The sequence below is a fragment of the Streptomyces sp. NPDC002092 genome, from assembly GCF_053593775.1.
Genome location: NZ_JBSFDG010000003.1, coordinates 74,720 through 95,638 on the forward strand (window position 1 = coordinate 74,720; position 20,919 = coordinate 95,638).

The 20,919-nt window shown below is 70.9% G+C and carries 24 protein-coding genes and 1 pseudogene; 14 read left to right on the top strand and 11 right to left on the bottom strand.

What is annotated here, in order from left to right; all coding sequences use genetic code 11:
- Positions 1-15: 15 nt before the first annotated feature.
- Complete coding sequence (locus tag ACWCRD_RS07725; RefSeq protein WP_450965034.1) at positions 16-903, bottom strand: nitroreductase/quinone reductase family protein; 888 nt, start codon at positions 901-903, stop codon at positions 16-18.
- A 165-nt stretch (positions 904-1,068) separates the two neighbouring features.
- On the opposite strand from ACWCRD_RS07725, the gene ACWCRD_RS07730 reads away from it, so the two are divergent.
- The 5 genes from ACWCRD_RS07730 (at position 1,069) to ACWCRD_RS07750 (ending at position 4,126) form a co-directional block, all read left to right on the top strand.
- On the top strand, positions 1,069-1,692 hold the full coding sequence (locus ACWCRD_RS07730; RefSeq protein WP_450965035.1) for an RraA family protein: 624 nt from the start codon (positions 1,069-1,071) through the stop codon (positions 1,690-1,692).
- Entirely contained in the window at positions 1,692-2,189 is a 498-nt protein-coding gene (locus ACWCRD_RS07735; RefSeq protein WP_450965036.1) for an HAD domain-containing protein, read from the top strand. Before ACWCRD_RS07730 ends, ACWCRD_RS07735 begins: the two co-directional genes overlap by 1 nt.
- Before the next feature lie 121 nt (positions 2,190-2,310).
- A complete protein-coding gene (locus tag ACWCRD_RS07740) occupies positions 2,311-2,937 on the top strand; it encodes a helix-turn-helix domain-containing protein (RefSeq protein WP_450965037.1) in 627 nt (208 codons plus the stop codon).
- A gap of 68 nt (positions 2,938-3,005) precedes the next feature.
- Positions 3,006-3,659: a hypothetical protein gene (locus ACWCRD_RS07745; protein WP_450965038.1), complete on the top strand. Its 654-nt coding sequence runs from the start codon at positions 3,006-3,008 to the stop codon at positions 3,657-3,659.
- 131 nt (positions 3,660-3,790) lie between these two features.
- On the top strand, positions 3,791-4,126 hold the full coding sequence (locus tag ACWCRD_RS07750; RefSeq protein WP_450965412.1) for a DUF2516 family protein: 336 nt from the start codon (positions 3,791-3,793) through the stop codon (positions 4,124-4,126).
- Positions 4,127-4,161: 35 nt separating this feature from the next.
- On the opposite strand, the gene ACWCRD_RS07755 is transcribed toward ACWCRD_RS07750, so the two are convergent.
- The 3 genes from ACWCRD_RS07755 to ACWCRD_RS07765 form a co-directional block, all read right to left on the bottom strand.
- Positions 4,162-5,472, bottom strand: coding sequence for a PP2C family protein-serine/threonine phosphatase (locus ACWCRD_RS07755; protein ID WP_450965039.1), 1,311 nt, complete (start codon positions 5,470-5,472; stop codon positions 4,162-4,164).
- Positions 5,473-5,746: 274 nt separating this feature from the next.
- Positions 5,747-6,844, bottom strand: coding sequence for an NlpC/P60 family protein (locus ACWCRD_RS07760; protein WP_450965040.1), 1,098 nt, complete (start codon positions 6,842-6,844; stop codon positions 5,747-5,749).
- 193 nt (positions 6,845-7,037) lie between these two features.
- The gene (locus ACWCRD_RS07765) at positions 7,038-7,850 is read right to left on the bottom strand and encodes a class I SAM-dependent methyltransferase (protein ID WP_450965041.1); all 813 of its coding nucleotides are present in this window, start codon (positions 7,848-7,850) and stop codon (positions 7,038-7,040) included.
- A gap of 186 nt (positions 7,851-8,036) precedes the next feature.
- Here ACWCRD_RS07765 and mshA point away from each other — a divergent pair, with 186 nt between their 5' ends.
- The 3 genes from mshA (at position 8,037) to ACWCRD_RS07780 (ending at position 11,641) form a co-directional block, all read left to right on the top strand.
- A complete protein-coding gene (gene mshA, locus ACWCRD_RS07770; protein ID WP_450965042.1) occupies positions 8,037-9,374 on the top strand; it encodes a D-inositol-3-phosphate glycosyltransferase in 1,338 nt (445 codons plus the stop codon).
- A complete protein-coding gene (locus ACWCRD_RS07775; RefSeq protein ID WP_450965043.1) occupies positions 9,367-9,867 on the top strand; it encodes a YbjN domain-containing protein in 501 nt (166 codons plus the stop codon). The genes mshA and ACWCRD_RS07775 overlap by 8 nt, the downstream gene beginning before the upstream one ends.
- A 109-nt stretch (positions 9,868-9,976) precedes the next feature.
- Positions 9,977-11,641: a glycosyl hydrolase family 28-related protein gene (locus ACWCRD_RS07780; RefSeq protein WP_450965044.1), complete on the top strand. Its 1,665-nt coding sequence runs from the start codon at positions 9,977-9,979 to the stop codon at positions 11,639-11,641.
- A gap of 18 nt (positions 11,642-11,659) precedes the next feature.
- Here the strand turns inward: ACWCRD_RS07780 and ACWCRD_RS07785 are convergent, their stop codons facing one another.
- Together ACWCRD_RS07785 and ACWCRD_RS07790 are read right to left on the bottom strand one after the other, a co-directional pair.
- Entirely contained in the window at positions 11,660-12,307 is a 648-nt protein-coding gene (locus ACWCRD_RS07785) for a class I SAM-dependent methyltransferase (protein WP_450965045.1), read from the bottom strand.
- A 42-nt stretch (positions 12,308-12,349) separates the two neighbouring features.
- Positions 12,350-13,153, bottom strand: coding sequence for an AraC family transcriptional regulator (locus tag ACWCRD_RS07790; RefSeq protein ID WP_450965046.1), 804 nt, complete (start codon positions 13,151-13,153; stop codon positions 12,350-12,352).
- On the opposite strand from ACWCRD_RS07790, the gene ACWCRD_RS07795 reads away from it, so the two are divergent.
- The 3 genes from ACWCRD_RS07795 to ACWCRD_RS07805 all read left to right on the top strand — a co-directional run bounded on the left by ACWCRD_RS07795 (position 13,152) and on the right by ACWCRD_RS07805 (position 14,562).
- Positions 13,152-13,628, top strand: coding sequence for a DUF2000 family protein (locus ACWCRD_RS07795; RefSeq protein WP_450965047.1), 477 nt, complete (start codon positions 13,152-13,154; stop codon positions 13,626-13,628). The two genes, ACWCRD_RS07790 and ACWCRD_RS07795, sit on opposite strands and share 2 nt — an antisense overlap.
- Before the next feature lie 320 nt (positions 13,629-13,948).
- Positions 13,949-14,173, top strand: a complete 225-nt coding sequence (locus ACWCRD_RS07800) for a hypothetical protein (RefSeq protein WP_450965048.1) — start codon at positions 13,949-13,951, stop codon at positions 14,171-14,173.
- A gap of 224 nt (positions 14,174-14,397) precedes the next feature.
- Positions 14,398-14,562 carry a hypothetical protein gene (locus ACWCRD_RS07805; RefSeq protein WP_450965049.1) on the top strand — a complete coding sequence of 55 codons (165 nt, stop codon included), beginning with the start codon at positions 14,398-14,400 and terminating at the stop codon, positions 14,560-14,562.
- A gap of 149 nt (positions 14,563-14,711) precedes the next feature.
- Here ACWCRD_RS07805 and ACWCRD_RS07810 read toward each other — a convergent pair.
- Together ACWCRD_RS07810 and ACWCRD_RS07815 are read right to left on the bottom strand one after the other, a co-directional pair.
- Positions 14,712-15,055 (bottom strand): annotated as a pseudogene (locus ACWCRD_RS07810) (ATP-binding protein); the annotation flags it as partial.
- Positions 15,056-15,217: 162 nt separating this feature from the next.
- A complete protein-coding gene (locus ACWCRD_RS07815) occupies positions 15,218-16,543 on the bottom strand; it encodes an MDR family MFS transporter (RefSeq protein WP_450965050.1) in 1,326 nt (441 codons plus the stop codon).
- 151 nt (positions 16,544-16,694) lie between these two features.
- On the opposite strand from ACWCRD_RS07815, the gene ACWCRD_RS07820 reads away from it, so the two are divergent.
- Together ACWCRD_RS07820 and ACWCRD_RS07825 are read left to right on the top strand one after the other, a co-directional pair.
- Complete coding sequence (locus ACWCRD_RS07820; RefSeq protein ID WP_450965051.1) at positions 16,695-17,456, top strand: phosphoglyceromutase; 762 nt, start codon at positions 16,695-16,697, stop codon at positions 17,454-17,456.
- Between the two features lie 215 nt (positions 17,457-17,671).
- Positions 17,672-18,382: a DUF4232 domain-containing protein gene (locus ACWCRD_RS07825; RefSeq protein WP_450965052.1), complete on the top strand. Its 711-nt coding sequence runs from the start codon at positions 17,672-17,674 to the stop codon at positions 18,380-18,382.
- Positions 18,383-18,429: 47 nt separating this feature from the next.
- Here the strand turns inward: ACWCRD_RS07825 and ACWCRD_RS07830 are convergent, their stop codons facing one another.
- Complete coding sequence (locus tag ACWCRD_RS07830; protein ID WP_344399543.1) at positions 18,430-18,648, bottom strand: hypothetical protein; 219 nt, start codon at positions 18,646-18,648, stop codon at positions 18,430-18,432.
- A gap of 44 nt (positions 18,649-18,692) precedes the next feature.
- The gene (locus ACWCRD_RS07835) at positions 18,693-18,926 is read right to left on the bottom strand and encodes a hypothetical protein (RefSeq protein ID WP_450965053.1); all 234 of its coding nucleotides are present in this window, start codon (positions 18,924-18,926) and stop codon (positions 18,693-18,695) included.
- Between the two features lie 178 nt (positions 18,927-19,104).
- On the opposite strand from ACWCRD_RS07835, the gene ACWCRD_RS07840 reads away from it, so the two are divergent.
- Entirely contained in the window at positions 19,105-20,235 is a 1,131-nt protein-coding gene (locus tag ACWCRD_RS07840; RefSeq protein WP_450965054.1) for an FAD-dependent oxidoreductase, read from the top strand.
- A gap of 94 nt (positions 20,236-20,329) precedes the next feature.
- Here the strand turns inward: ACWCRD_RS07840 and ACWCRD_RS07845 are convergent, their stop codons facing one another.
- Positions 20,330-20,578 (bottom strand): SCO4226 family nickel-binding protein, encoded by a 249-nt coding sequence (locus ACWCRD_RS07845; RefSeq protein WP_450965055.1) that lies wholly within the window; start codon positions 20,576-20,578, stop codon positions 20,330-20,332.
- Between the last annotated feature and the right edge of the window lie 341 nt (positions 20,579-20,919).

Here is a 20,919-nt window from a genome sequence, read left to right on the forward strand (position 1 = left end):
GCGGCCGCCCGCGGGTCAGGCCGGGGCGTCGAGGAGGGGGATCAACTCCTGCTCCTCGTACGTCAGATGGGCTTCGAGGTCGAGGGTGAGGCGCTCGACCTCGGCACGGGCCGCGGCCGGGTCCTCGTCGGCAAGCGCGCGGCGCAGCTCCGCCACCAGGACGGCGATCCGCTCGTGCTCCTCGCTCAGGCGTGTGAGCACCGGGTTCGCCTCGGGGCGGCGGTCGGAGAGGAACGGGAACATCATCGTGTCCTCGCCGGTGTGGTGGTTGTGCAGTCCCTGGCAGAAGGTCAGGCAGTTGACGCGCAGCTGGGCGCCGAGGGTGCCGTTGCCGGCCGCCATCTCCTTGCGGATCAGGGCGAGTTCACGGCGGAAGGCGTCGTGCACCACCTTGATCGCCTCGCCCGGCGAGGAGGCGTTGATCTTCCCGGGGCCGCCGTTCGTGATCGCGTGCAGGGCGACCACCGGGATGATCCGCTCGGTCTTCCTCTGGTACTCGGCCCAGCCCGGGTCGGCCTCCACCGCCCGCGCCCAGGCCTGCTCCCGCTCCTCGCCGGCCAGTACGACGGCCTCGGCCTCGTACGTGAACACACCGCTCTCCACGGTGACGCGGGGGTGGGCGAGGAGGTTGTGGTACCAGTCCGGGTGCTTGGGGGAGCCGGCCGCGGAGGCGATGACCAGGACGCTCCCCCACTGCTTAAAGGCGTGGGGGGACCCCCAGCCGCCGTCGGGGAAGTAGGCGACGGGAGTGGTGTGCGGGGTGCCGGTGCGGGCGCCGGTGGTGGTCAGCAGGAGCAGCCGGCCGCCCTCGAAGGGGCCGCCGACGCGGCCGTGGTGGGCGCGGAACTCGTCGATGACCTGCTGATTGAAGTCGATGAACTTCTTGTTGTCGTCGTTGGGCATTCTCTTCTTTCTCTGCAGCTGGTGTCTTCCGAAGGATGCGAAGGCGGCGCAGAGAAAGAGGCGGGCTTCGCGCCCGCCCTGGCCTCACTCAGAGGCCGGGCACCCAACTCGCTCACGGCACAAGGCCGACCCGGCAGTCATGCACCGGACGATAACGTCAGACGTATGACTGACGCCACCGAGTTCCGGGCCGTTCCCACCACCACCCTTGCCGACCTCCTGGGCCGCGGACAGGTCATGGACATCGGGATCCGTCCCCTGTGGGGGCCGCACGGGCGGGTGGCCGGACCGGCCTTCACCGTCAGCTGCCCGCCCGGCGACAACCTGATGCTGCACGCGGCCATCCACCGCGCCGGGCCCGGATCGGTCGTCGTCGTGGAGTCCGGGGACCTGGACCGGGCGCTCGCGGGCGGCAACGTCTGTGCCGTCGCCCAGCGGCGCGGCGTCGCGGCCTTCGTGCTCGACGGGCTGATCCGCGATCTCGCCGAGGTGCGGGAGGCACGGTTCCCGGTGTTCGCCCGCGGTGTCATCCCGATCCCGGGCGCCAAGTCGGTCGTACGGCCGCTGGGTGAGCCGGTGACGTGCGGTGGCGTACGGGTCGAGGCGGGCGACATCGTCGTGGCCGACGAGGAGGGCGTCGTCTGCGTGCCCGCCGCCCGCGGTGCCGAGGTGCTCACGGCCGCCCGGGCCAAGCTCGCGAAGGAGGCCGACGAGTCGCTGGACGCGTGGGAGGCGGCACACCGGGCACGCATCGACAAGATCCTGGCGGAGCAGGGTTTCCAGGGCTGATGCTGCTCTTCCTCGACATCGACGGAACGCTGATCCCGTTCGGCTCGGCGCACCCGTATCCGTCGTACGAGCCGCGCTTTCCGCTGCCGCGGGCGGCGGTCGCCGGGCAGCCGCTCCTGAAGCGCATCGACCCCGCGCTCGGCGCGCGACTCGCGGCGCTGGACTGCGAGCTGGTGTGGGCGACGACCTGGCTGGACGACGCGAACGTGTGCGTCGCGCCCTGGCTCGGCCTGCCCCCGCTGCCGTCGGTGGACTGGCCGGACGAGGACGAGCCGGCGACGCCGTTGCACTGGAAGACCCGGCCCCTGGTGGCCCGGGCGGACGGCCGCCCCTTCGTCTGGGTCGACGACGAGATCACCCCCGCCGACCGTGCCTGGGTCGCCGCACACCATCCGGCGCCCGCCCTGCTGCACCGGGTCGACCACCGGTACGGGCTCACCGACGCGGACTTCGCCGCACTGGAGGAGTGGCTCAGGGACCGGCGCGCCGGGCGCTGACGCTCGGGGCGCCCGGCGTGAGAGCGCCCGGCCCCGGGCCGATGCACCCTCCCGAGTGGCATGGCGCACTATTGCAAGCGGCTGCTTGCAATAGTTAGCGGCGATGGTGCAAGGTGGAGGCATGGCATCGCTCAACGTCGGCAATCTCGGCGAATACCTGCGCGAGCAGCGGCGCACCGCGCAGCTGTCGCTCAGGCAGCTCGCCGACGCCGCCGGGGTGTCCAATCCGTATCTGAGCCAGATCGAGCGCGGGCTGCGCAAGCCGAGCGCGGAGGTGTTGCAGCAGGTCGCCAAGGCGCTGCGGATCTCCGCCGAGACGCTGTACGTCCGCGCCGGCATCCTCGACGCCGAGCGGGACCGGGACGAGGTGGAGACGCGTGCCGTCATCCTCGCCGATCCCACGCTGAACGAGCGGCAGAAGCAGGTGCTGCTCCAGATCTACGAGTCCTTCCGCAAGGAGAACGGGTTCGGGATCGCCGGCGCGGCGGACGAGGTGACCGAGGCGCCCTTGGAGGCCGGCGCGGTGGTCCTGTCCGCCGAGCCCGGCCAGGGCGCCACGGACGCCCGGGACGTTCAGGACACCGACGCTGCGATACGCCGCCCCCGCGAGGACGACGGCGAGCAGACCGGTGAGCGCCGTACCCGCAAGACCCGCACGGCCGGCGGACGCAGGTCCGCCACGCGCCGCACCCGCACGTCCGACGGCAACGATGCCGAACCGCACGACCCGCAGCGGCCCACCGGTTGAGCAGACCGGCCACGCTGCCTGCGGCCACCAAAACCCTCAGCTGCAAGCGACCCCGGAGGACCATCACCATGGCCATCACCGACGACCTCCGCAAGACCCTCAGCGACCCGACGCCGCTCTACTTCGCCGCCGGCACCGCCGACCTGGCCCTTCAGCAGGCCAAGAAGGTGCCCGGCCTCGTGGAGCAGCTGCGCGCCGAGGCCCCGGCCCGTTTCGAGGCCGTCCGCACCACCGACCCGAAGGCCGTCCAGGAGAAGGCCCAGGCCCGCGCCAAGGAGGCCGGCGCCAAGGTCAAGGAGACCCAGGAGAACCTCCAGGCCAAGGTCACCGAGTTCCTGGCGACCATCGACGGTGACATCAAGAAGCTCGGCTCCACCATCGACGCCGACCTGAAGAAGCTCGGCGAGTCCGCCCAGGACCTCGCGCTGCGCGGTGTCGGCGTCGCCGCCGAGTACGCCGTGAAGGCCCGCGAGACCTACGAGAAGGTCGCCGAGCACGGCGAGCAGGCCGTGAAGACCTGGCGCGGCGAGGCGGCCGAGGAGATCGAGGACCTCGCCATCGCCGTCGAGCCGAAGGCCGAGCCGGTCGCGGCCAAGGAGGACGCCGCCAAGCCGGCCGAGGCCACGGCCACCCCCGCTACGGCGAAGAAGCCCGCCGCCAAGAAGGCGCCGGCCCGCAAGACCACCACCACCGCCAAGAAGACGACGCCGCCCGCGAAGTAACACGGACGGGTGATCGGTAACGGGTCGGGCACTCCTGGAGCGCCCGGCCCGTTGTGCGGGTAGCCGGTGTTCGGGAACGGGTACGGTGACCGCGTAGGGACAAGCCGAGTCGGGTGGTGGACGTAGTGCTGATGCAGGGCTTCGCAGGGTTCCTGGGGCTGCTCTTTCTGGCCATGCTGGTCCTCGCCGTTGTGGCGCTGGTGATGGCCGCGCTGTTCCGCGACGACGCGTACCGCGCCGCCGACAAGCAGAACAAGGTCTTCTGGCTGATCATCCTTGGCATCGCGGTCGCGGTGAACCTACTGGTGCCGATGCTCTTCCTGCAGATCGCGGGCCTCGTCGCCACGATCGTCTTCTTCGTGGACGTACGCCCGGCTCTCAAGCAGGTCTCGGGCGGCGGATTCGGGCGCCGCAAGGGCGGCAGCAGCAGCGACGGCCCGTACGGCCCCTACAACGGCGGCCGCTGACAACCACCGGTCGGGGGAGCGCGGCGAGCCTCCGCTCAGACCCCCCGGTCCAGCAGCAGCACCGCCACGTCATCCGTCAGCTCGCCCCCATTGAGCTCACGAACCTCGTTCACGGCGGCCCGAAGCAAGGCTTCGCCCCGCAGCCCCTCGGCCAACTGCCGCCGAACCATCTCCACCATTCCGTCCTGCCCCAGCCGCTCCAGGCGCCCCTCCCCGATCCGCCCCTCGATCAACCCGTCGGTGTAGAGCATCAGGCTCCACTCCCGCCCCAACTCGACCTGCATCCGAGGCCACCGCGCCCCCGGCAGCAGTCCGAGGGCCGGCCCGTTGTTGTCGTACGGCAGCAGCTTCGCCGGCCGCCCCGGCCGGGCGATCAGCGGCGACGGATGCCCGGCCAGACACAGCCCGGCCTGCCGCTCGTCCGGCGAGATGTCCACCGTGCAGAGGGTCGCGAAGATCTCGTCGTCGGACCGCTCGTGCTCCAGCACCTGCTGCAGCGTCCCGAGCAGCTCGTCACCGCACAGTCCCGCCAGGGTGAGCGCCCGCCAGGCGATCCGCAGCTCCACGCCGAGCGCCGCCTCGTCCGGGCCGTGCCCGCAGACGTCGCCGATCATGGCGTGCACGGTGCCGTCCGGCGTCCGTACGACGTCGTAGAAGTCACCCCCGAGCAGCGCCCGCGACCGCCCTGGCCGGTACCGCGCGGCGAACCGCAGCGACGAGCCCTCCAGCAGCGGTGTGGGGAGCAGCCCCCGCTCCAGCCGCCGGTTCTCCTGCGCCCGCACCCGGCCCTCGGCGAGCCGCCGCTCGGCCGTGTCGGAACGCTTCCGCTCCACGGCGTAGCGGATCGCCCGGCTCAGCAGCCGGCCGTCCAGTTCGTCCCGGAAGAGGTAGTCCTGGGCGCCGACCCGCACCGCCTCGGCGGCGCGCTCGGCGTCACCGGACGCGGTGAGCGCGAGGACGGCGTGCCGGGGCGCGAGCTCCAGTACGTGCTTGAGCACGGCGAGCTCGTCGTCGTCATCGCTGCGGCCGGGGGCGGGCAGCGCGAGGTCCAGCAGGATGCAGTGGACGTCGTCGGTCAGCAGCCGCGCGGCCTCGGTGAGGTTGCGGGCGGCGCGGACGCGGATCGGACGGCCGGCCGAGTCCTGCAGCTCGGGTATGACGGTGGAGCCGCCGGGATCGTCCTCGATCAGCAGCAGCGTCAGGTTCGTGGCGGTGGCGGCGTTCTTGTCGACCGTGGCTTCCTTGCGCGGGGTCTGGTCCGTGGAGGTGCCGCCTTGTTGCGCGGCCTGCGCCTGACCACTCTCCGCGGCCGGGATCGCTCTCTGCCGCGGTATGGGTACGGGCATCTTGTTGAGTTCCTTCCCTCCCCCCGAGGGCAGGCGGAGCGAGAGATCTCGATCCACCGACGGGGACCATAGCGGGTGCCGGCGCCGTAAAGGAATGGCGTGAGACACGCTGCTTGGCCAGGCGCCACTGTCATATGCCGCGATCCGTATCGCAGTTGGACAGGAGGGGCACGGGGCAGGAATGACGAACGTCACGTCCACCCTGGGTTTGCCGGGGTGTTCAGCGTGCAGTGGGTCACGTGACGGGGTTCACGCGCCCGCCCGGCAGCCCTCCCTATGCGTCCGGCCGCACCACCCCGAGGATCGGCATGGACCCCGCCCCCGTGATCGTCACCGTCCGCCCCGGCCGCGGGGCGTGCACGATGGCGCCGTCGCCGATGTACATCCCGACATGGCTGGCGTCGTCGAAGTAGATGATGAGGTCGCCGGGCCGCATGTCCTTGATGCCGACGTGCTGCAACTGCTTCCACTGCTCCTGCGAGGTGCGCGGAATGGCGTGCCCCGCGGCCGCCCACGCCTGTGAGGTGAGCCCCGAGCAGTCGTAGGTCTCCGGGCCCTCGGCGCCCCATTCGTACGGTTTTCCGATCTGCGCCGTGGCGTACGCGACCGCCTTCTTGCCCAGTTCGGACGCCTTGCCGTTGATCTCGTCGAGGATCCCGGAGTCGAGCCAGGCGGTCTGTGCCTGGAGGGCGGCCTCCTGCTCCAGCTCGGCGAGGCGCTCCTTCTCCTTCTTCTCCAGCCGGCTCTCGAGCTTCTCGGCGGCCGCGATCTGCTGCTTGATCTTCTTCCGGGCGGCGTCCTTCGCCTTGCGGCCCGCCTCCAGCTTGTTCCACTGGTCGGCGGCGTCCGCGGCGTACTGCTTCAAGTCCTGCTGGGTGCGGGTCATTTCCACGATCAGGCCCTTGGTCGCGCGCTCGCCCTCCAGCACCCGGCCCGCGCCGTCGAGGAACTGCTGCGGGTTGTCGCTGAGCAGCAGCTGGGCCTCGTCGGGCAGGCCGCCGGTGCGGTACTGGGCGGCGGCCGCGGCGCCCGCCCGCTGCTTCAACTGGTCCAGCCTCTGCTGTCCCTTGACGATCTTCTGCGCCAGGTCGACGATCGCGGCGGACTGCTGCTTGGCCTTCTCCTCGGCCGCGTTGTACGCGTCCGTGGCGACGGCGGCGTCGTGGTAGAGCTGGTCGAGCTTCTCGCGGATCGCCTCAAGGTCCTTGCTCGGCACGGGAGTCGCGGAGGCGGAGGGGTCCGGGGAGGGAGAGGTGCTGGGGGAGGGCGTCCGGCCGGCATTCGCGAACGCCGTCCCCGGCGCCGCCAGCACGGTGACCGCGCAGACCACGGTCACGGCCATCGCGATGAGGCCGCGCTTGCCCGTACCCATACCGCTACCCCCAAACCTGATTTACCGTCAGTAACTTACGATGTCTGAGGGATCGTGCCACGCCGACGCGCAAACCGACAGAGCTGCACGCACGTCGGATTTCCCCCCTTCCCCGGTGCCGTACGCGATCTCCCCGCCTTTGTGACGAACGACTCACGGAGATCGTTCCCCGCAGGTCAGGGGTGAAGGCCGGTCAGCTGCGGGGCGCCAACGCCTCCCAGGTCACCGTCACTTCGCCCTGCCGCCACCGCCCGGCCCCGTCCGTCACCGGCCAGTCGGCCGTCAGATCCCGCACCGCACGGATCCAGCGCTGGCGGGCGCCGTAGGAGGCGTAGGGCGCGGCGGCGGACCAGGCGCGGTCGAAGTCACGCAGGAAGGCGTGCACGGGTTCACCGGGGACATTGCGGTGGATGAGCGCCTTGGGGAGGCGTTCGGCGAGGTCCGAGGGCCGGTCCAGGGAGCCGAGCCGGGTGGCGAAGGTGACCGTCCGCGGCCCCTCGGGGCCGAGTGCGACCCACACGTGCCGTCGCCCGATCTCGTCACAGGTCCCCTCGACCAGCAGCCCGCCGCGGGAGCGCGCGGTCGCCGGGGCCAGCCGGGCGCACAGCCGCTGCCACACCGCGGCGACCTCGGCCTCGTCGTACTGGCGCAGCACGTTGGCCGCGCGGACGAGATGCGGCCGCTGGGGGAGGGGGATCTCGAACCCGCCGTGCCGGAAGGCGAGCCCGTCGCGCTCGTACGGCTTGGCCGCCGTCACCCGGGCCGGTTCGATCTCGACGCCGACCACGCGCGTGCGGGGCGCCGCCGTGCGGAGCCGGGTGAGGAGTTCGACGGCCGTCCAGGGGGCGGCGCCGTAGCCGAGGTCGACGGCGACGGGATCGGCGGCGCGGCGCAGCTCGGCGCCGTGCGTGGCCGCGATCCAGCGGTCCATGCGGCGCAGCCGGTTGGGGTTGGTCGTCCCGCGCGTCACGGTTCCCACAGGGCGGGGCGTGGCGCGGGAAGTCATGCCTACGAGGGTATGCGGACGGCACGCGACCCCACGCACCTCAGCGTCGAACGGTTGAGCGATCTCCGGTAACGCCTCGGCAAAATCGGCTCCGCCGGGGATGGGAACCCCTCCCCGCGCTGTTGCCTCCCTTGGAGGGCGCCCCACACCCTCCCCCAGGCATGCCCGCACAAGGAGGAACGCCACGTGAGCCAGTACGTCAGCAGGCTCGGGCGACGCTCCCAGCAGGCGCCCCCGCGGCTGAGGCTGCACCGCCGCCCGCGCCGCGTCGCCATGCTCTCCGTGCACACCTCACCGCTCCACCAGCCCGGCACGGGCGACGCCGGCGGCATGAACGTCTACATCGTGGAGCTCGCGCAGCGCCTCGCCGCGATCAACATCGAGGTCGAGATCTTCACGCGCGCGACCACGGCCGCCCTCCCTCCGAGTGTCGAGCTGGCCCCTGGTGTCCTCGTCCGCCACGTCGACGCGGGCCCGTACGAGGGACTGGCGAAGGAGGAGCTGCCGGCGCAGCTGTGTGCCTTCACGCACGGGGTGATGCAGGCCTGGGCGGGCCACCGTCCCGGCTACTACGACCTCGTGCACTCCCACTACTGGCTCTCCGGCCACGTCGGCTGGCTCGCCGCCCAGCGCTGGGGCGCCCCCCTGGTGCATGCCATGCACACCATGGCCAAGGTCAAGAACGCCAACCTGGCCGACGGCGACACCCCCGAGCCCGCGGCCCGCGTGATCGGCGAGACCCAGATCGTCGAGGCGGCCGACCGGCTCATCGCCAACACGGCGGAGGAGGCCGACGAGCTGGTACGGCACTACAGCGCCGACCCCGGCAAGGTCGCCGTGGTCCACCCGGGCGTCAACCTGGACCGCTTCCGCCCGGCCGACGGCCGCGCCGCCGCCCGCGCCCGCCTCGACCTCCCGCAGGACGCCCTGATCCCCCTCTTCGCGGGCCGCATCCAGCCCCTGAAGGCCCCGGACGTGCTGCTGCGCGCGGTCGCCGTCCTCCTCGACGAGCGCCCCGAGCTGCGCTCCCGCATCGTCGTACCGGTCGTCGGCGGCCCCAGCGGCAGCGGCCTCGCCAAGCCCGAGGGCCTGCAGAAACTCGCTGCCCGCCTGGGCATCGCGGACGTGGTGCGCTTCCGCCCGCCGGTCGGCCAGGACCAGCTCGCGGACTGGTTCCGCGCCGCGTCCGTCCTTGTCATGCCGTCCTACAGCGAGTCCTTCGGCCTGGTCGCCATCGAGGCGCAGGCGGCCGGCACACCGGTGCTCGCGGCCTCGGTCGGCGGTCTTCCGGTGGCCGTGAGCGACCGGGAGACCGGTTTCCTCGTACGAGGCCACCATCCGGCCGACTACGCGCGCGTGCTGTCCGAATTCGCCGACGATCCGACGCTCCCGTCCCGCATGGGCGCGGCCGCCGCCAAGCACGCCCGGTCCTTCGGCTGGGACACCGCGGCCGCCACCACGGCGGACGTCTACACGGCCGCGATGCAGTCGTACCGGCGTCGCGTACGCTCCCACCATGGCTGATGCAGAGAAAGCCGCCCAGGTGATCGAGGGCGTCCTGAAGGACGCCGAACTCGAATGGGAGAGCCCCGCCCCCGGCAACTACGTCGTACAGCTGCCCGGCACCCGGAAGCTGAAGACGACCGTCTCCCTCCTGGTCGGCCGCCACTCCCTGTCCCTCAACGCGTTCGTCATCCGCCACCCCGACGAGAACGAGCCCGGCGTCCACCGCTGGCTGCTGGAACGCAATCTCAAGCTGTACGGCGTGAGTTACGCGGTCGACCAGCTCGGCGACATCTACGTCGCGGGCAAGCTCCCCCACTCCGCCGTCACCCCTGACGAGATCGATCGCCTCCTCGGCCAGGTCCTGGAGGCGGCGGACGGCAGTTTCAACACCCTGCTGGAGCTCGGCTTCGCGTCCGCGATCCGCAAGGAGTACGCCTGGCGGGTGGCGCGGGGAGAGTCGACGCGCAACCTGGACGCGTTCACGCACCTGACCCAGCGCACTGCTGAATAACTCCCGCACGCCCCCTTTCCGACCACGGTCCCTCATGGCATGCTCACGGCCGACGCAAATCTGAACGTCGTTCACATCCATGAAGAGCCGCATGGAAAGGACGTACGGAATGAGCACGGCGCACCAGGGCATGACCAGACGGAGTCTCCTCGCCGGCGCCACCGCTGTGGCCGCCGCCGCGGCGACCGGCACACGCGCCTCCGCCGCCCCGACCGGCGGCCAGGTCCCCGGCATCTGGCGGGAGTTCACCCGCACCCCCTTCACCCACCCGCAGATCCCTTACGTCGGCCGGGCCGGCTGCCTGCGCGGGGCGGCGCGCATCCCCCGCCGCCCCGCCGTGGCCGACGTACGCGACTACGGCGCCGAGGCGGGCGGTTCGACCGACTGCGCCCCCGCGATCAACCGTGCCGTCGCCGCCGCCGGGAGGGCCGGCGGCGGCACCGTCACCATCCCGCCGGGGACCTTCCGCATCGACGGCCTCATCCACATCGGGTGCGACAACGTCGTGCTGCGCGGCGCCGGAAGCGGCCGTACGACGTTGTACGCGACGAAAAGCCTCACCGAGCTGATCGGTGTCTACGGCTCCCGGTACGGCGGCACCAAGTCCGCCTGGTCCTGGGCGGGCGGCCTGATCTGGCTGGCCCCACAGGCCCGTTGGGAATCACTGGTCGCCGCCATCAGGGCCCAGGCCTGGCCCTTCGAAGGCTGGACCGGCAACAAGCGGGACGAGTGGGAGCCCTTGACGGCCGTGGAGCCCGCGCGGCAAGGGGACTGGACGGTGACGGTCGCCGACCCCTCACGGCTGTGCCCCGGCCGCCTGGTCCTGCTGCGCGTCGGGGACGACGCCGGCCACACCCTCCTCCAGCACATGTCGGGCGGCGGCCCAGGACCGGCGGCGTACTACTGGCAGGACAAGACCAAACTGCTGTCGTACGTCCCCTATGAGTGGCCGGTCCGGGTGGCCCGTGTCCGCGGCCGCAAGGTCACGCTGGAGCGCCCGCTCCCGCTCGACCTGCGCCCCGAATGGGACCCTCAATTCACCACACATGTACGTGAGTTGACCGGATCGGGCGTCGAAGGCCTCACCCTCGACGTGATGGAGACCCCCCAGTCGCCGCACCTCCTCGACAAGGGCTACAACGGCGTCGCCCTGCAGTGCGCGTACGACTGCTGGGTGGACGACGTGACCGTACGCAACGTCGACAACGGCTTCGGCCTGATCGCCGCGTCCTCCTGCACCCTGCGCCGCACCAGGGTCGGCGGCCGCGGCGAGCACCACCCCTACTTCTGCCGGGAGGGCTCGCACGACAACCTGATCGAGGACTTCACGATCGAACAGCGCACGGTCCCGGCCCCGGACGGGACGCAGTTGCACGGCATCAACGTCGAGGGCCTGTCCTCCTACAACGTCTGGTCGCGCGGCACCATGCAGATGGGCACCTTCGACTCCCACCGGGGCCTGCCCTTCGCGAACGTCCGCACCGACATCACCGTCGACAACAACGGCCGCCACGGCGGCGACGCGAACGCAGGCCCTCTCTACGGCGCCCGCTTCACCCACTGGAACGTCCGCGTGACGAACGGCAGGGCGGGCCTGGTGAAGATCGACGGACTCGCGCCGTACTCCGCGACCGTCGGCGTCAACGAGGTCACGGAGTTCGACCAGACCGACGTGCCGGACTTCACCGGGGACCTGCATGCGCGGCTGGAGCTGTATCCCACGACGAACGAGGTCCGGCCACGGAACCTGTACCAGGCGCAGCGCGAGCTGTAGGCCGGCTCGGGCTGCTGCTCAGCCCCTGCGGAGGGTGTCGTAGCCGATGAAGTCGAACATGCGCTGCCCGGGATTCAGCGGTCGGGGCTCACCGGCGAAGCGGTGGGCTCCGACGCCGTAGCCGAGGCTGGGGTCGGAGACCCACAGCCGCTTGAAGTCCCGTTCCTCCAGCCAGGCGCAGATCTGGGGCACCAGGTCGGGCTCGAAGTGCCGGGTGCGGGTCCAGACGACCGTGCCGCCGGGTCGGCACAGTTGCGTGAGGTGGTCGATCGTCCGCTCGACGTCGGCGTCGACCAGGTTGCCGAGCACCCCGCAGACAAGGACCAGGTCGGCGGGCGCGACAGGAGCGTAGTGGTCGGTCAGTGAGGCGTCCCCGGCGAGGACTTCGACGTCCGGCAGCCCCGCGGCGCGCGCCGCAGCCCGTGCCACCGTGACGTTGCGTTCGTCCAGTTCGACCAGCCGGGCCCGGACGTCGGCCCGTCGGGGGTGGTCGTGGAGCACACCGATCAGATCGCGGCCCTGGCCGGCGCAGAGGCTCACTGCGGTGAGCGGGCCGGGCGGGGCTTCGTCGAGGGCGAGCCGGACGCGTTCTTGGACGAGGGCCAGGCGTCGGGCGAAATAGGAGTCAGGTGAGTCGTACGCGTGGTGCCACTCATGCCAGTCCATGAGCCGGAAGATACGGTCGCGGGTGGAGCATGGGTGCCCTTGTCACATTTTCTTCGCATAACGCCCCGGGGTCACTCCCACCAACTTCCGGAAATGCCGGGTGAGATGGGACTGGTCGAAGAACCCGGTGGCGGTTGCGACCTCCCCCGGCGACCGGCCGTCGAGCAGGAGCCGGCGGGCGCGGTCGACGCGGCGGGAGTTCAGGTACTGGTGCGGTGCGATGCCGTAGGCGGTGCTGAAAGCCCGTACGAGATGCGCGGGATGGGCGTGCACGAGCCCCGCGGCCTCGTCGAGGGTGAGGCCGTCGACGACACGCTCGTCGAGGAGTTCGCGCAGGCGGCGGGCGAGGACGGGATCGGGCCGCGGGGTGTCGGCACCGGAGCTCGGCCGCAGCCGGGAGCGCAGCCGCTCCCCGATGAACGTCAGCCTGCTCTCGGCCTCCAGCTCGTCCCCGGCGTGCGCGAGCGCGGTGTGCAACTGCCCGACGCGCCGGCGCAGCACGGGGTCGCGCAGGTCCGGCTGGTCCACGGCGGCCCCGATGAGGTCGTCGCGCAGATGCGTGCCGTCGAGATAGAGGACACGCTTGCGGAAGCCGTGCGGGGTGGCGGGGGAGCCGTTGTGCGGTACGTGCGGCGGGAGGAGGGTGACCGTGTCGTGCGGGGTGCCGTGCTCATGCCGGTCGAGGTCGTACCGGACGGCGCCGTCGTCCACGATGAGCAGCGTCCACGCCTCGTGGACGTGCATCGGGTAGGCGTACTCGGTGAAGTGCGCGTGGAAGACCTCCACGACGCCGGGTATCCGGGGGCGCCAGGCGGAGACCTCCTGCCGGGGGCGCTGAGCGGCCATGCAAAGAACGTACAAGACGGGGCCGTGCGACGGTCGGCAGTCTCGGTGCATGAGCACTGAACCGATGCCCTTCGACACCAAGATCGCCGTCCTGCTGCGGGAGGACCTGGAGCCCTGGCAGCGGCTGAACGTGACCGCGTTCCTGGTCAGCGGCCTGGGGACGGCGGTTCCCGAGGTGATCGGCGAGCCGTACGAGGACGCGGACGGCGTCCAGTACCTGCCGATGTTCCGCCAGCCGGTACTGGTCTTCGAGGGAACGAAGGAGACGCTGACGGCGGCCCACGGGCGCGCGCTGTCCCGGGCCCTGCCGCGGTCGCTGTTCACGTCCGACTTGTTCGCCACAGGCAACGACCGCGACAACCGGGCGGCGGTACGGGCCGTGGGGACGCGCGATCTGGACCTGGTGGGGATGGCGGTCCACGGCCCGAAGAACGCTGTGGACAAGGTGCTGAAAGGCGCGCGGATGCATCCGTGACCGAATCTGCACAGTGAATGCGCAACCATGCGCAACTCCGGCGCGAATGAGTTCCGTTGGTGTGGAGTTGTCCTGTTCGCGGCAGCCGGGGCAACACCTGGCGGCTTCCTGTGCGGCGCTCGGTGTAGAGAAGCTGCCTCCAATTCGTGTGCATGCCCACACGCTTGGGTGGCAGACCGTTTCAACTGCTCAGCTCCGGGCGCCTTCGCACTGGATGCCGGGCACGCTCCGTGGTTTGATCCTGCGCACCGAGCCCCGCCTTCTGTCCCCCCGCGGGGCCGCTCCCCCTCTGGCACATCCATGCGAAGGGCAGTTTCAGCATGAACTCCGCTCCCCAGGTTCAGACCGCCGAGATCTCCGACGCCGACCTCGACGCCGTCTCCGGTGGTCTGGCCCCGCAGGTCTCCCTCACCGCCGGCTCCACGACGCTCAGCAGCGCGGACGCCCTGGCCGAGCTCGACTCGCTCAAGGCGACGGCCCTCGGCACCCTCGGCGGCACTTTCGGCGCCCTCCCGCACCAGGTCGGCCTGAACGCCAGCTTCTGACCACCGGCCGGCGACCTGACAGCGCCGGCACCGGTCGACAGCCACGGCGACAAGCCCTCCACCGGCGGACAACCGCAGGTGGAGGGCTTTGTCATGGCTGCTCTTACGCCCATGCGGGTGGCGCCATGGGGCCGCATTCGGGTGCTTGTGGGCATGTGCCGCTTCCCGCACGGCGGCGGAGCGGCATACCTCCGGCAAGCACACACCTACCGAAGGAGACGCTCATGCGTGCACGTGCCGTGCTGGCCGCCCTCGCGCTCGCCGGGACAGTCCTGCTGGGAGGCGCGGCCCCGGCTCTCGCCGACGGCCACGACGACTGGCCGACCAGCGACGTGGGCAACGTCAAGGGGGACGCCGACTTCGGCAAGCTCGAGGGAACCTTCGACTGAGGTTTCCGGACACTGAGTGCCGGGCGTTGCTTGATTCCCCGCCCCGCGTCCTGATGCTCTCGGTGCGGGGCGGGGATCTGCCCGGCGTCGGGGACTACTCTTCCTAGCGGGCGCTGTGGGCGGGAGGGCTGGGGCTTGGTGGGGTTCTTTCACCGTCGAGTTCCTTGGAGAAGGCCGCCCGTGGCACCGCAGCACGGGGGGCCGGGTTCCGGTGACGGTACTGGTTCCGGGAGCGCGACTTCGGCCCAGACGGTCTTGCGCGGATACGGCCCCGGTGCGGCGCCCCAACGGTCGGCCAGCGCATCGACGAGCACGAGCCCCCGGCCGGACTCGGCGTCGACGGAGGGCAGTTGGGCGGGTGGCAGCCGGTCACCCGTGTGTCGGTGACCTCGATGCGGAGGGTGCCGCCGACGACGTAGAGCGTGAGCCGGAAGTCACGCCCCGGTACGCGGCCGTCGGTTGCCGCATTTGCCGCCAGCTCAGCCACGATGTGCACCGTCGGGCACCTCATGACGTCGCCGTCGCGCCGGGTAGTGGGCGCAGAAACGTAACAATAATCGCCGAAGTGTCACATTCCCTGCGAAGCAACTCCGGCAGGCCCCTCAGCGGCGACGGAGCCGCCCCGCCGGTCAACCTCGAAGACCTGCTTCGCCCGTCAGTGAGCCGTCGGCGAGTCCGGGCTCGGCCTCGGCGGCAGTGAGGAACGGCGCCCGCTCTGTTCCGGCATGGGTTGGGACGCCGGGCCGCCGTGTGGCGGTTGCTCCGGAACGGCCGGCTCCGACGCCGGAAGCCGCCGCATCAGGGCGCCGTATCCGATGGCCGCGAACGTGCCGACGACCGCGCACACCCCCCACAGCCACTCCGCCCCGAACCGGTCGATGACGACACCGGACATCAGCGGAGCGACCAGCGCGGCGAGGGACCACGACAGCGTGTACACGCCCTGGTAGCGCCCCCGTCCGTGCACAGGTGAGAGCCGGACGACCAGCCCCGTCTGCGTCGGCGCGTTGACCATCTCGCCCAGAGTCCACACGCACACGGTGAGCGCGAAGACGCCGACCGACCCGGCGAAGGCGGTGAGCCCGAAGCCGTACCCGGCCAGCAGGGACGAGACGACGAGCAGCCGCCGGGGATCCCGGCGCTCGATGAGCCGTGTGACGGGGATCTGCAGCGCAACGATCAGCACGCCGTTGACGGCGATGGCCATGCCGTAGTCGGCGGGGGTGAACCCGGCCTCTCCCATGGCGACGGGCAGCCCGACGGACCCCTGCTGAAAGACGAGCGCGACCAGGAACGACAGCCCGACGACCCCCATGTACCGCTTGTCGTGGATGACGGCACCGAGACCGACGGCATCCTCCCGCGCCCCCTTGGAGACAGTGGCCGTCGGCCGGGACTCGGGCAGCTTCAGAAAGACGACAACCGCACAGAGGGCGGTCATCCCGGCCTCGATCAGAAACCCGGCGAGATAGCTGAACTCGGCGATGAAGCCCGCAGACATGGAGGAGACGGCGAACCCGAGGTTGATGGCCCAGTAGTTGAGGGAGAAGGCCCGCACCCGGTCCTCGGGCCGCACGATGTCGGCCATCATCGCCTGGACGGCGGGCCGGGAGGCGTTGGACGCCATGCCGACGAGGAAGGCGACGGCGGCGATGGTGACGGGATCGTGCACGAACCCGAGGAGGGCGACGGAGGCGGCAGTGGACGACTGGGCGATCAGCAGGGTGGGCCGCCGCCCGAGCCTGTCGCTCATGACTCCGCCCCCGAGCGAGGAGACGACCCCGCCGAGCCCGTGCAGGGACGCGACGAGACCGGCGTAGGAGGCGGAGTAGCCGCGGTCGATCGTCAGGTACAGAGCCATGAAGGTGGCGACGAACGCCCCGAGCCGGTTGACGAGGGTGCTCGTCCACAGCCACCAGAACTCGCGGGGCAGTCCGGAGACGGTCTCCCGGGCTGCACGTCTCAGACTGGCGACTGGCATCAAGATCCCCCATGGACGTAAGTGGCGCAGACGGCAGACACAACTTACGCACGGACCGAGGGGCCCGGCCACTCAATTAACAGATGCCGTCAACTGTCCGCCTGCTGGGCGGGCCTCCTGTGGCCCGAATGCGTGGATTACGCTCTGGGACATGGCCGACGCACCGTACAAGCTGATCCTCCTCCGCCACGGCGAGAGCGAGTGGAACGCGAAGAACCTGTTCACCGGCTGGGTGGACGTGAACCTGAACGAGAAGGGCGAGAAGGAGGCAGTCCGCGGTGGCGAGCTCCTGAAGGACGCCGACCTTCTCCCCGACGTGGTCCACACGTCCCTCCAGAAGCGCGCGATCCGCACGGCGCAGCTCGCGCTGGAGTCCGCGGACCGCCACTGGATCCCGGTCCACCGCAGCTGGCGCCTGAACGAGCGCCACTACGGCGCCCTCCAGGGCAAGGACAAGGCGCAGACCCTCGCGGAGTTCGGCGAGGAGCAGTTCATGCTGTGGCGCCGCTCGTACGACACCCCGCCCCCGCCCCTTGAGGACGGCACGGAGTTCTCCCAGTCCTCCGACCCGCGCTACGCGTCGATCCCGCCGGAGCTGCGCCCCCGCACGGAGTGCCTGAAGGACGTCGTCGTCCGCATGCTCCCGTACTGGTACGACGGCATCGTCCCGGACCTCCTGGCCGGCCGCACGGTCCTCGTCGCCGCCCACGGCAACAGCCTCCGCGCCCTGGTCAAGCACCTGGACGGCATCTCGGACGCGGACATCGCGGGCCTGAACATCCCGACCGGCATCCCGCTGTACTACGAGCTCGACGCCGACTTCAAGCCGGTCACCCCCGGCGGCAAGTACCTCGACCCGGAGGCGGCTGCGGCGGCCATCGAGGCGGTCAAGAACCAGGGCAAGAAGAAGTAACCCGTACTCATCAAGCCCCCTGCCTGTGGTTGCGCGCCGCGGGCAGGGGGCTTGTTGCTGTGCTGGGGGCGCTGGGGCGTCAGCCGGTTCTGAACTCCGGTGTGTCCGGGCTCAGTTGCTGTTACCGAATGCGGACAGAACCGACTGAACGGTGCCTGCCGGGGCGTCATCTCATGGGGTGCAGCGAAACAGCAGACCATGGGGGAGCTTTCAACATGACCACGCACCGTACGCGCCGTATCGCCCGTTCCGCCGTCCTGGCCGCCGTCACCGGCGCGCTGGCGCTGGGCCTGACCGCCTGCGGCGGCTCCGGCGACGGCTCGAAGGCGGCGATCGGCGACCACGCCGCCGGTACCGCGCAGAGCCGGCCGGTGTCCAACGGGGACGGCAAGGGCAGCGCGGAGCAGGCCGCCAGCGGTGGCAACGCGAAGAAGGGGGTGAGCCCGGCGTCCGCGCAGGGCGGGACGGACGAGACCGCGGGCACGGGCACGACGGCCGGCGCCCAGCCGTGCCGCGGAGACGAGATGCTGGTCACCGCCGTGCACCGGTTCGCCGGTCAGCAGGGCGACCACCTGCTGATCAACGCGGTGAACGAGGGCACCAAGCCCTGCTGGGTCACCTCGTACCCGGACGTGGTGCTCGACTGGAACGTCCACAACGTCGCGCTGCCGCACTCGAAGAAGGACAACCCGGGCGGCGACAAGCACATCACGCTCCAGCCCAAAGGCACGGCATACAGCGCGGTGAACCTCTTCGACTACGGCTCGAAGCACCACACGGCGCAGTCGCTGGCCATCGCGCTGCGGGGCGCGGGCGGTCACGACGGCCCCTTCTACTCCGTCGTCATGAAGAGCCAGAAGCAGCAGTTCAGCTGGAACGAGGCCGACGTGCTGAACTGGAGCACCAAGAAGCCGTACGACTTCTGACAGCTGTAGGCGCAGTCAGGGAGCCTCTTCATCACCCGCGGCTTCCGTCACGCCTCCGGGCCCCAGTGTTCCGGCCCCACTCCCCGCCAGTCGATCCACGGCGAGTGCGCCACGTCCGCCGGGTCGATCTCCAACCCCGCCCGGCGGAGGAACTCCGCGACGTCGGCCACGTTGTACGCCAGCCCGAGGATCTCGCCGTCCACGCGCACGCGTCGGCCTCCCGTGGGTGACGGTGGGTGCACGATCACGCGAATCGGTCCGGCCATGCCTTCAGGATCATCCGGGATGTCCGGGCCTGCACTCCAGCGTGTCATCGAGGAACCCGCTCACCGGCGGTTCCGTGTGATCGTCCCAGGTCACGCAGTTCCCACCAGGCTGCGGGGCTCGGACGCCGTTGTTGCCAGTAGGGGTGGAAGTACAGCTGGGCCGACAACCGGTGCAGCCGCCGGCGCAACTCGGTGCGGCCGGGGTGCTCCGCGAGCCGGCGGTAGGTGGCGCTCCAGTCCTGCTGCGCCTGGGCGAGGTCGTCGGGAAACGGTCGCATGGCCAAATTCAAGCATGTGTTCGATTTTCTGGGCCAGTCCGATCGCTGTCGGGCGGATGCAGGCGAGTCGTCGGTGGCTGTCGGTGCGATGTAGGCGGCACGTCGGCGGGGGCTGACACCTTCCAGGGACGGGGCCGCCCGGAGCTCGCCGGGCGGCCCGTATCCCTGAGGAGTCACCATGCGCACACCTGTCACGATCATCGGCGCCGGACTCGGCGGACTCACGCTCGCCCGCGTTCTGCACGTCCACGGCATCCCGGCCACCGTCTACGAGGCGGAGACCTCCCCGTCGGCCCGCGCACAGGGCGGGATGCTCGACATCCACGACTACAACGGGCAGCTCGCCCTCCAGGCCGCCGGTCTGATGGACGAGTTCCGCGCCATCGTCCTGGAGGGCCGCGAGGCGATGCGGGTCCTCGACCCGGACGGGACCGTCCTGCTCGACAAGGAGGACGACGGCAACGGCGGACGCCCCGAGGCGATGCGCGGCGAGCTGCGGCAGATGCTGATCGACTCGCTCCCGGCGGGCACCATCCGGTGGGGGCACAAGGTCAGCGGCACGCGTGCCCTCGGCGAGGGGCGCCACGAGGTGACCTTCGCGAACGGCACGACTCTCGTCACCAGCCTGCTGGTCGGTGCGGACGGCGCATGGTCACGGGTCCGGCCGTTGCTCTCCGACGCCACACCCACGTACACCGGCACGTCGTTCGTCGAGACCTATCTGTACGAGGCCGACACCCGGCATCCCGCCGCCGCGAAGGCGGTCGGCGGCGGGATGATGATCGCGCCCTCGCCGGGCAGGGAGATCTTCGCCCACCGGGAGAGCGGCGACACCCTGCACATGTACGTGGCGCTGGCCAAGCCGCTGGACTGGTTCGCCGCGATCGACTTCACCGATGCCGCCGCGGCGACCGCACGGATCGCGGCCGAGTTCGAGGGCTGGGCGCGGGAACTCACCGGGCTGATCACCGACAGCGACACCGCCCCGGTCCTGCGTTCCCTGCACGCCCTGCCGACCGGGCACCGCTGGGACCGGGTGCCGGGCGTGACCCTGCTCGGCGACGCCGCCCACCTCCAGGCCCCCAACGGCGAGGGCGCCAACCTCGCCATGCTCGACGGCGCTGAACTCGGCAAGGCCATAGCCGCGCACCCGGACGACACCGAGGCCGCGCTCACCGAGTACGAACAGGCCATGTTCCCCCGCAGCGCCGAGGCCGCAACCTTCGAGGGCGGCGAGATGCCCGGGATCGACTCCGAGGCCAACACCGCCCGCGACCTGATCGCCATGTTCACCCAGAAGGGCGAATGAGCCGCGCTTTCTACCGGGTGCACCCCCTACGGTCACGGCCCCCTGCCCGCGTACTCCCGCAGGCAGGGGGCCGTTCGCAGATCACGCGTCGAGGTCAGACCGACAGCGGCACCGCATGCACCTCGTCCGCCCTGTGACCCGACCGCTCGTGGATGCGCTGCACCGCCTCCGCCGAGGGGGCCTCCGAGAGGCAGTAGACCGTGCCGGACTCGGGGTCCGCCCAGGCCTTTTCGAAGTGGACGCCCTCGTCCTCCTCTATGGCGAGGTCCGCCTGGTGGGCCTGTTGCAGCTGCTCGGCCGTGATGCCCTTCATCCCGTGGTGTACGTCCATGAACTGCGCCATGACGCCGCACCTCCTTCCGACCTCTCCATGCTGCGCCCGTACGACGGCGCGGGCGAACGCTGAGAAGGGCCCCGGCACAAAGACCGGGACCCTTCACCGCTGGAACAGCCGTACGCCGTCAACCGCACTGACAGGGATTACCCGACTGGCACCCGCAGCCGCAGCCCGAGCCGCAGCCGCACGCGCCGAAGAGCGGGAGGCTCTTGATCTCGGCGGGCTGGTCCGTCTCGCGCTCCTGCGTCGGGTCGGGCGTGGTGGGGGCTTCGGCCATGGGTCCTCCTGGAGGCCTAGAGGCTGGTGCCTGTGCCCATTGCATGCCCGCTCTGCCGGGCGCATCAACG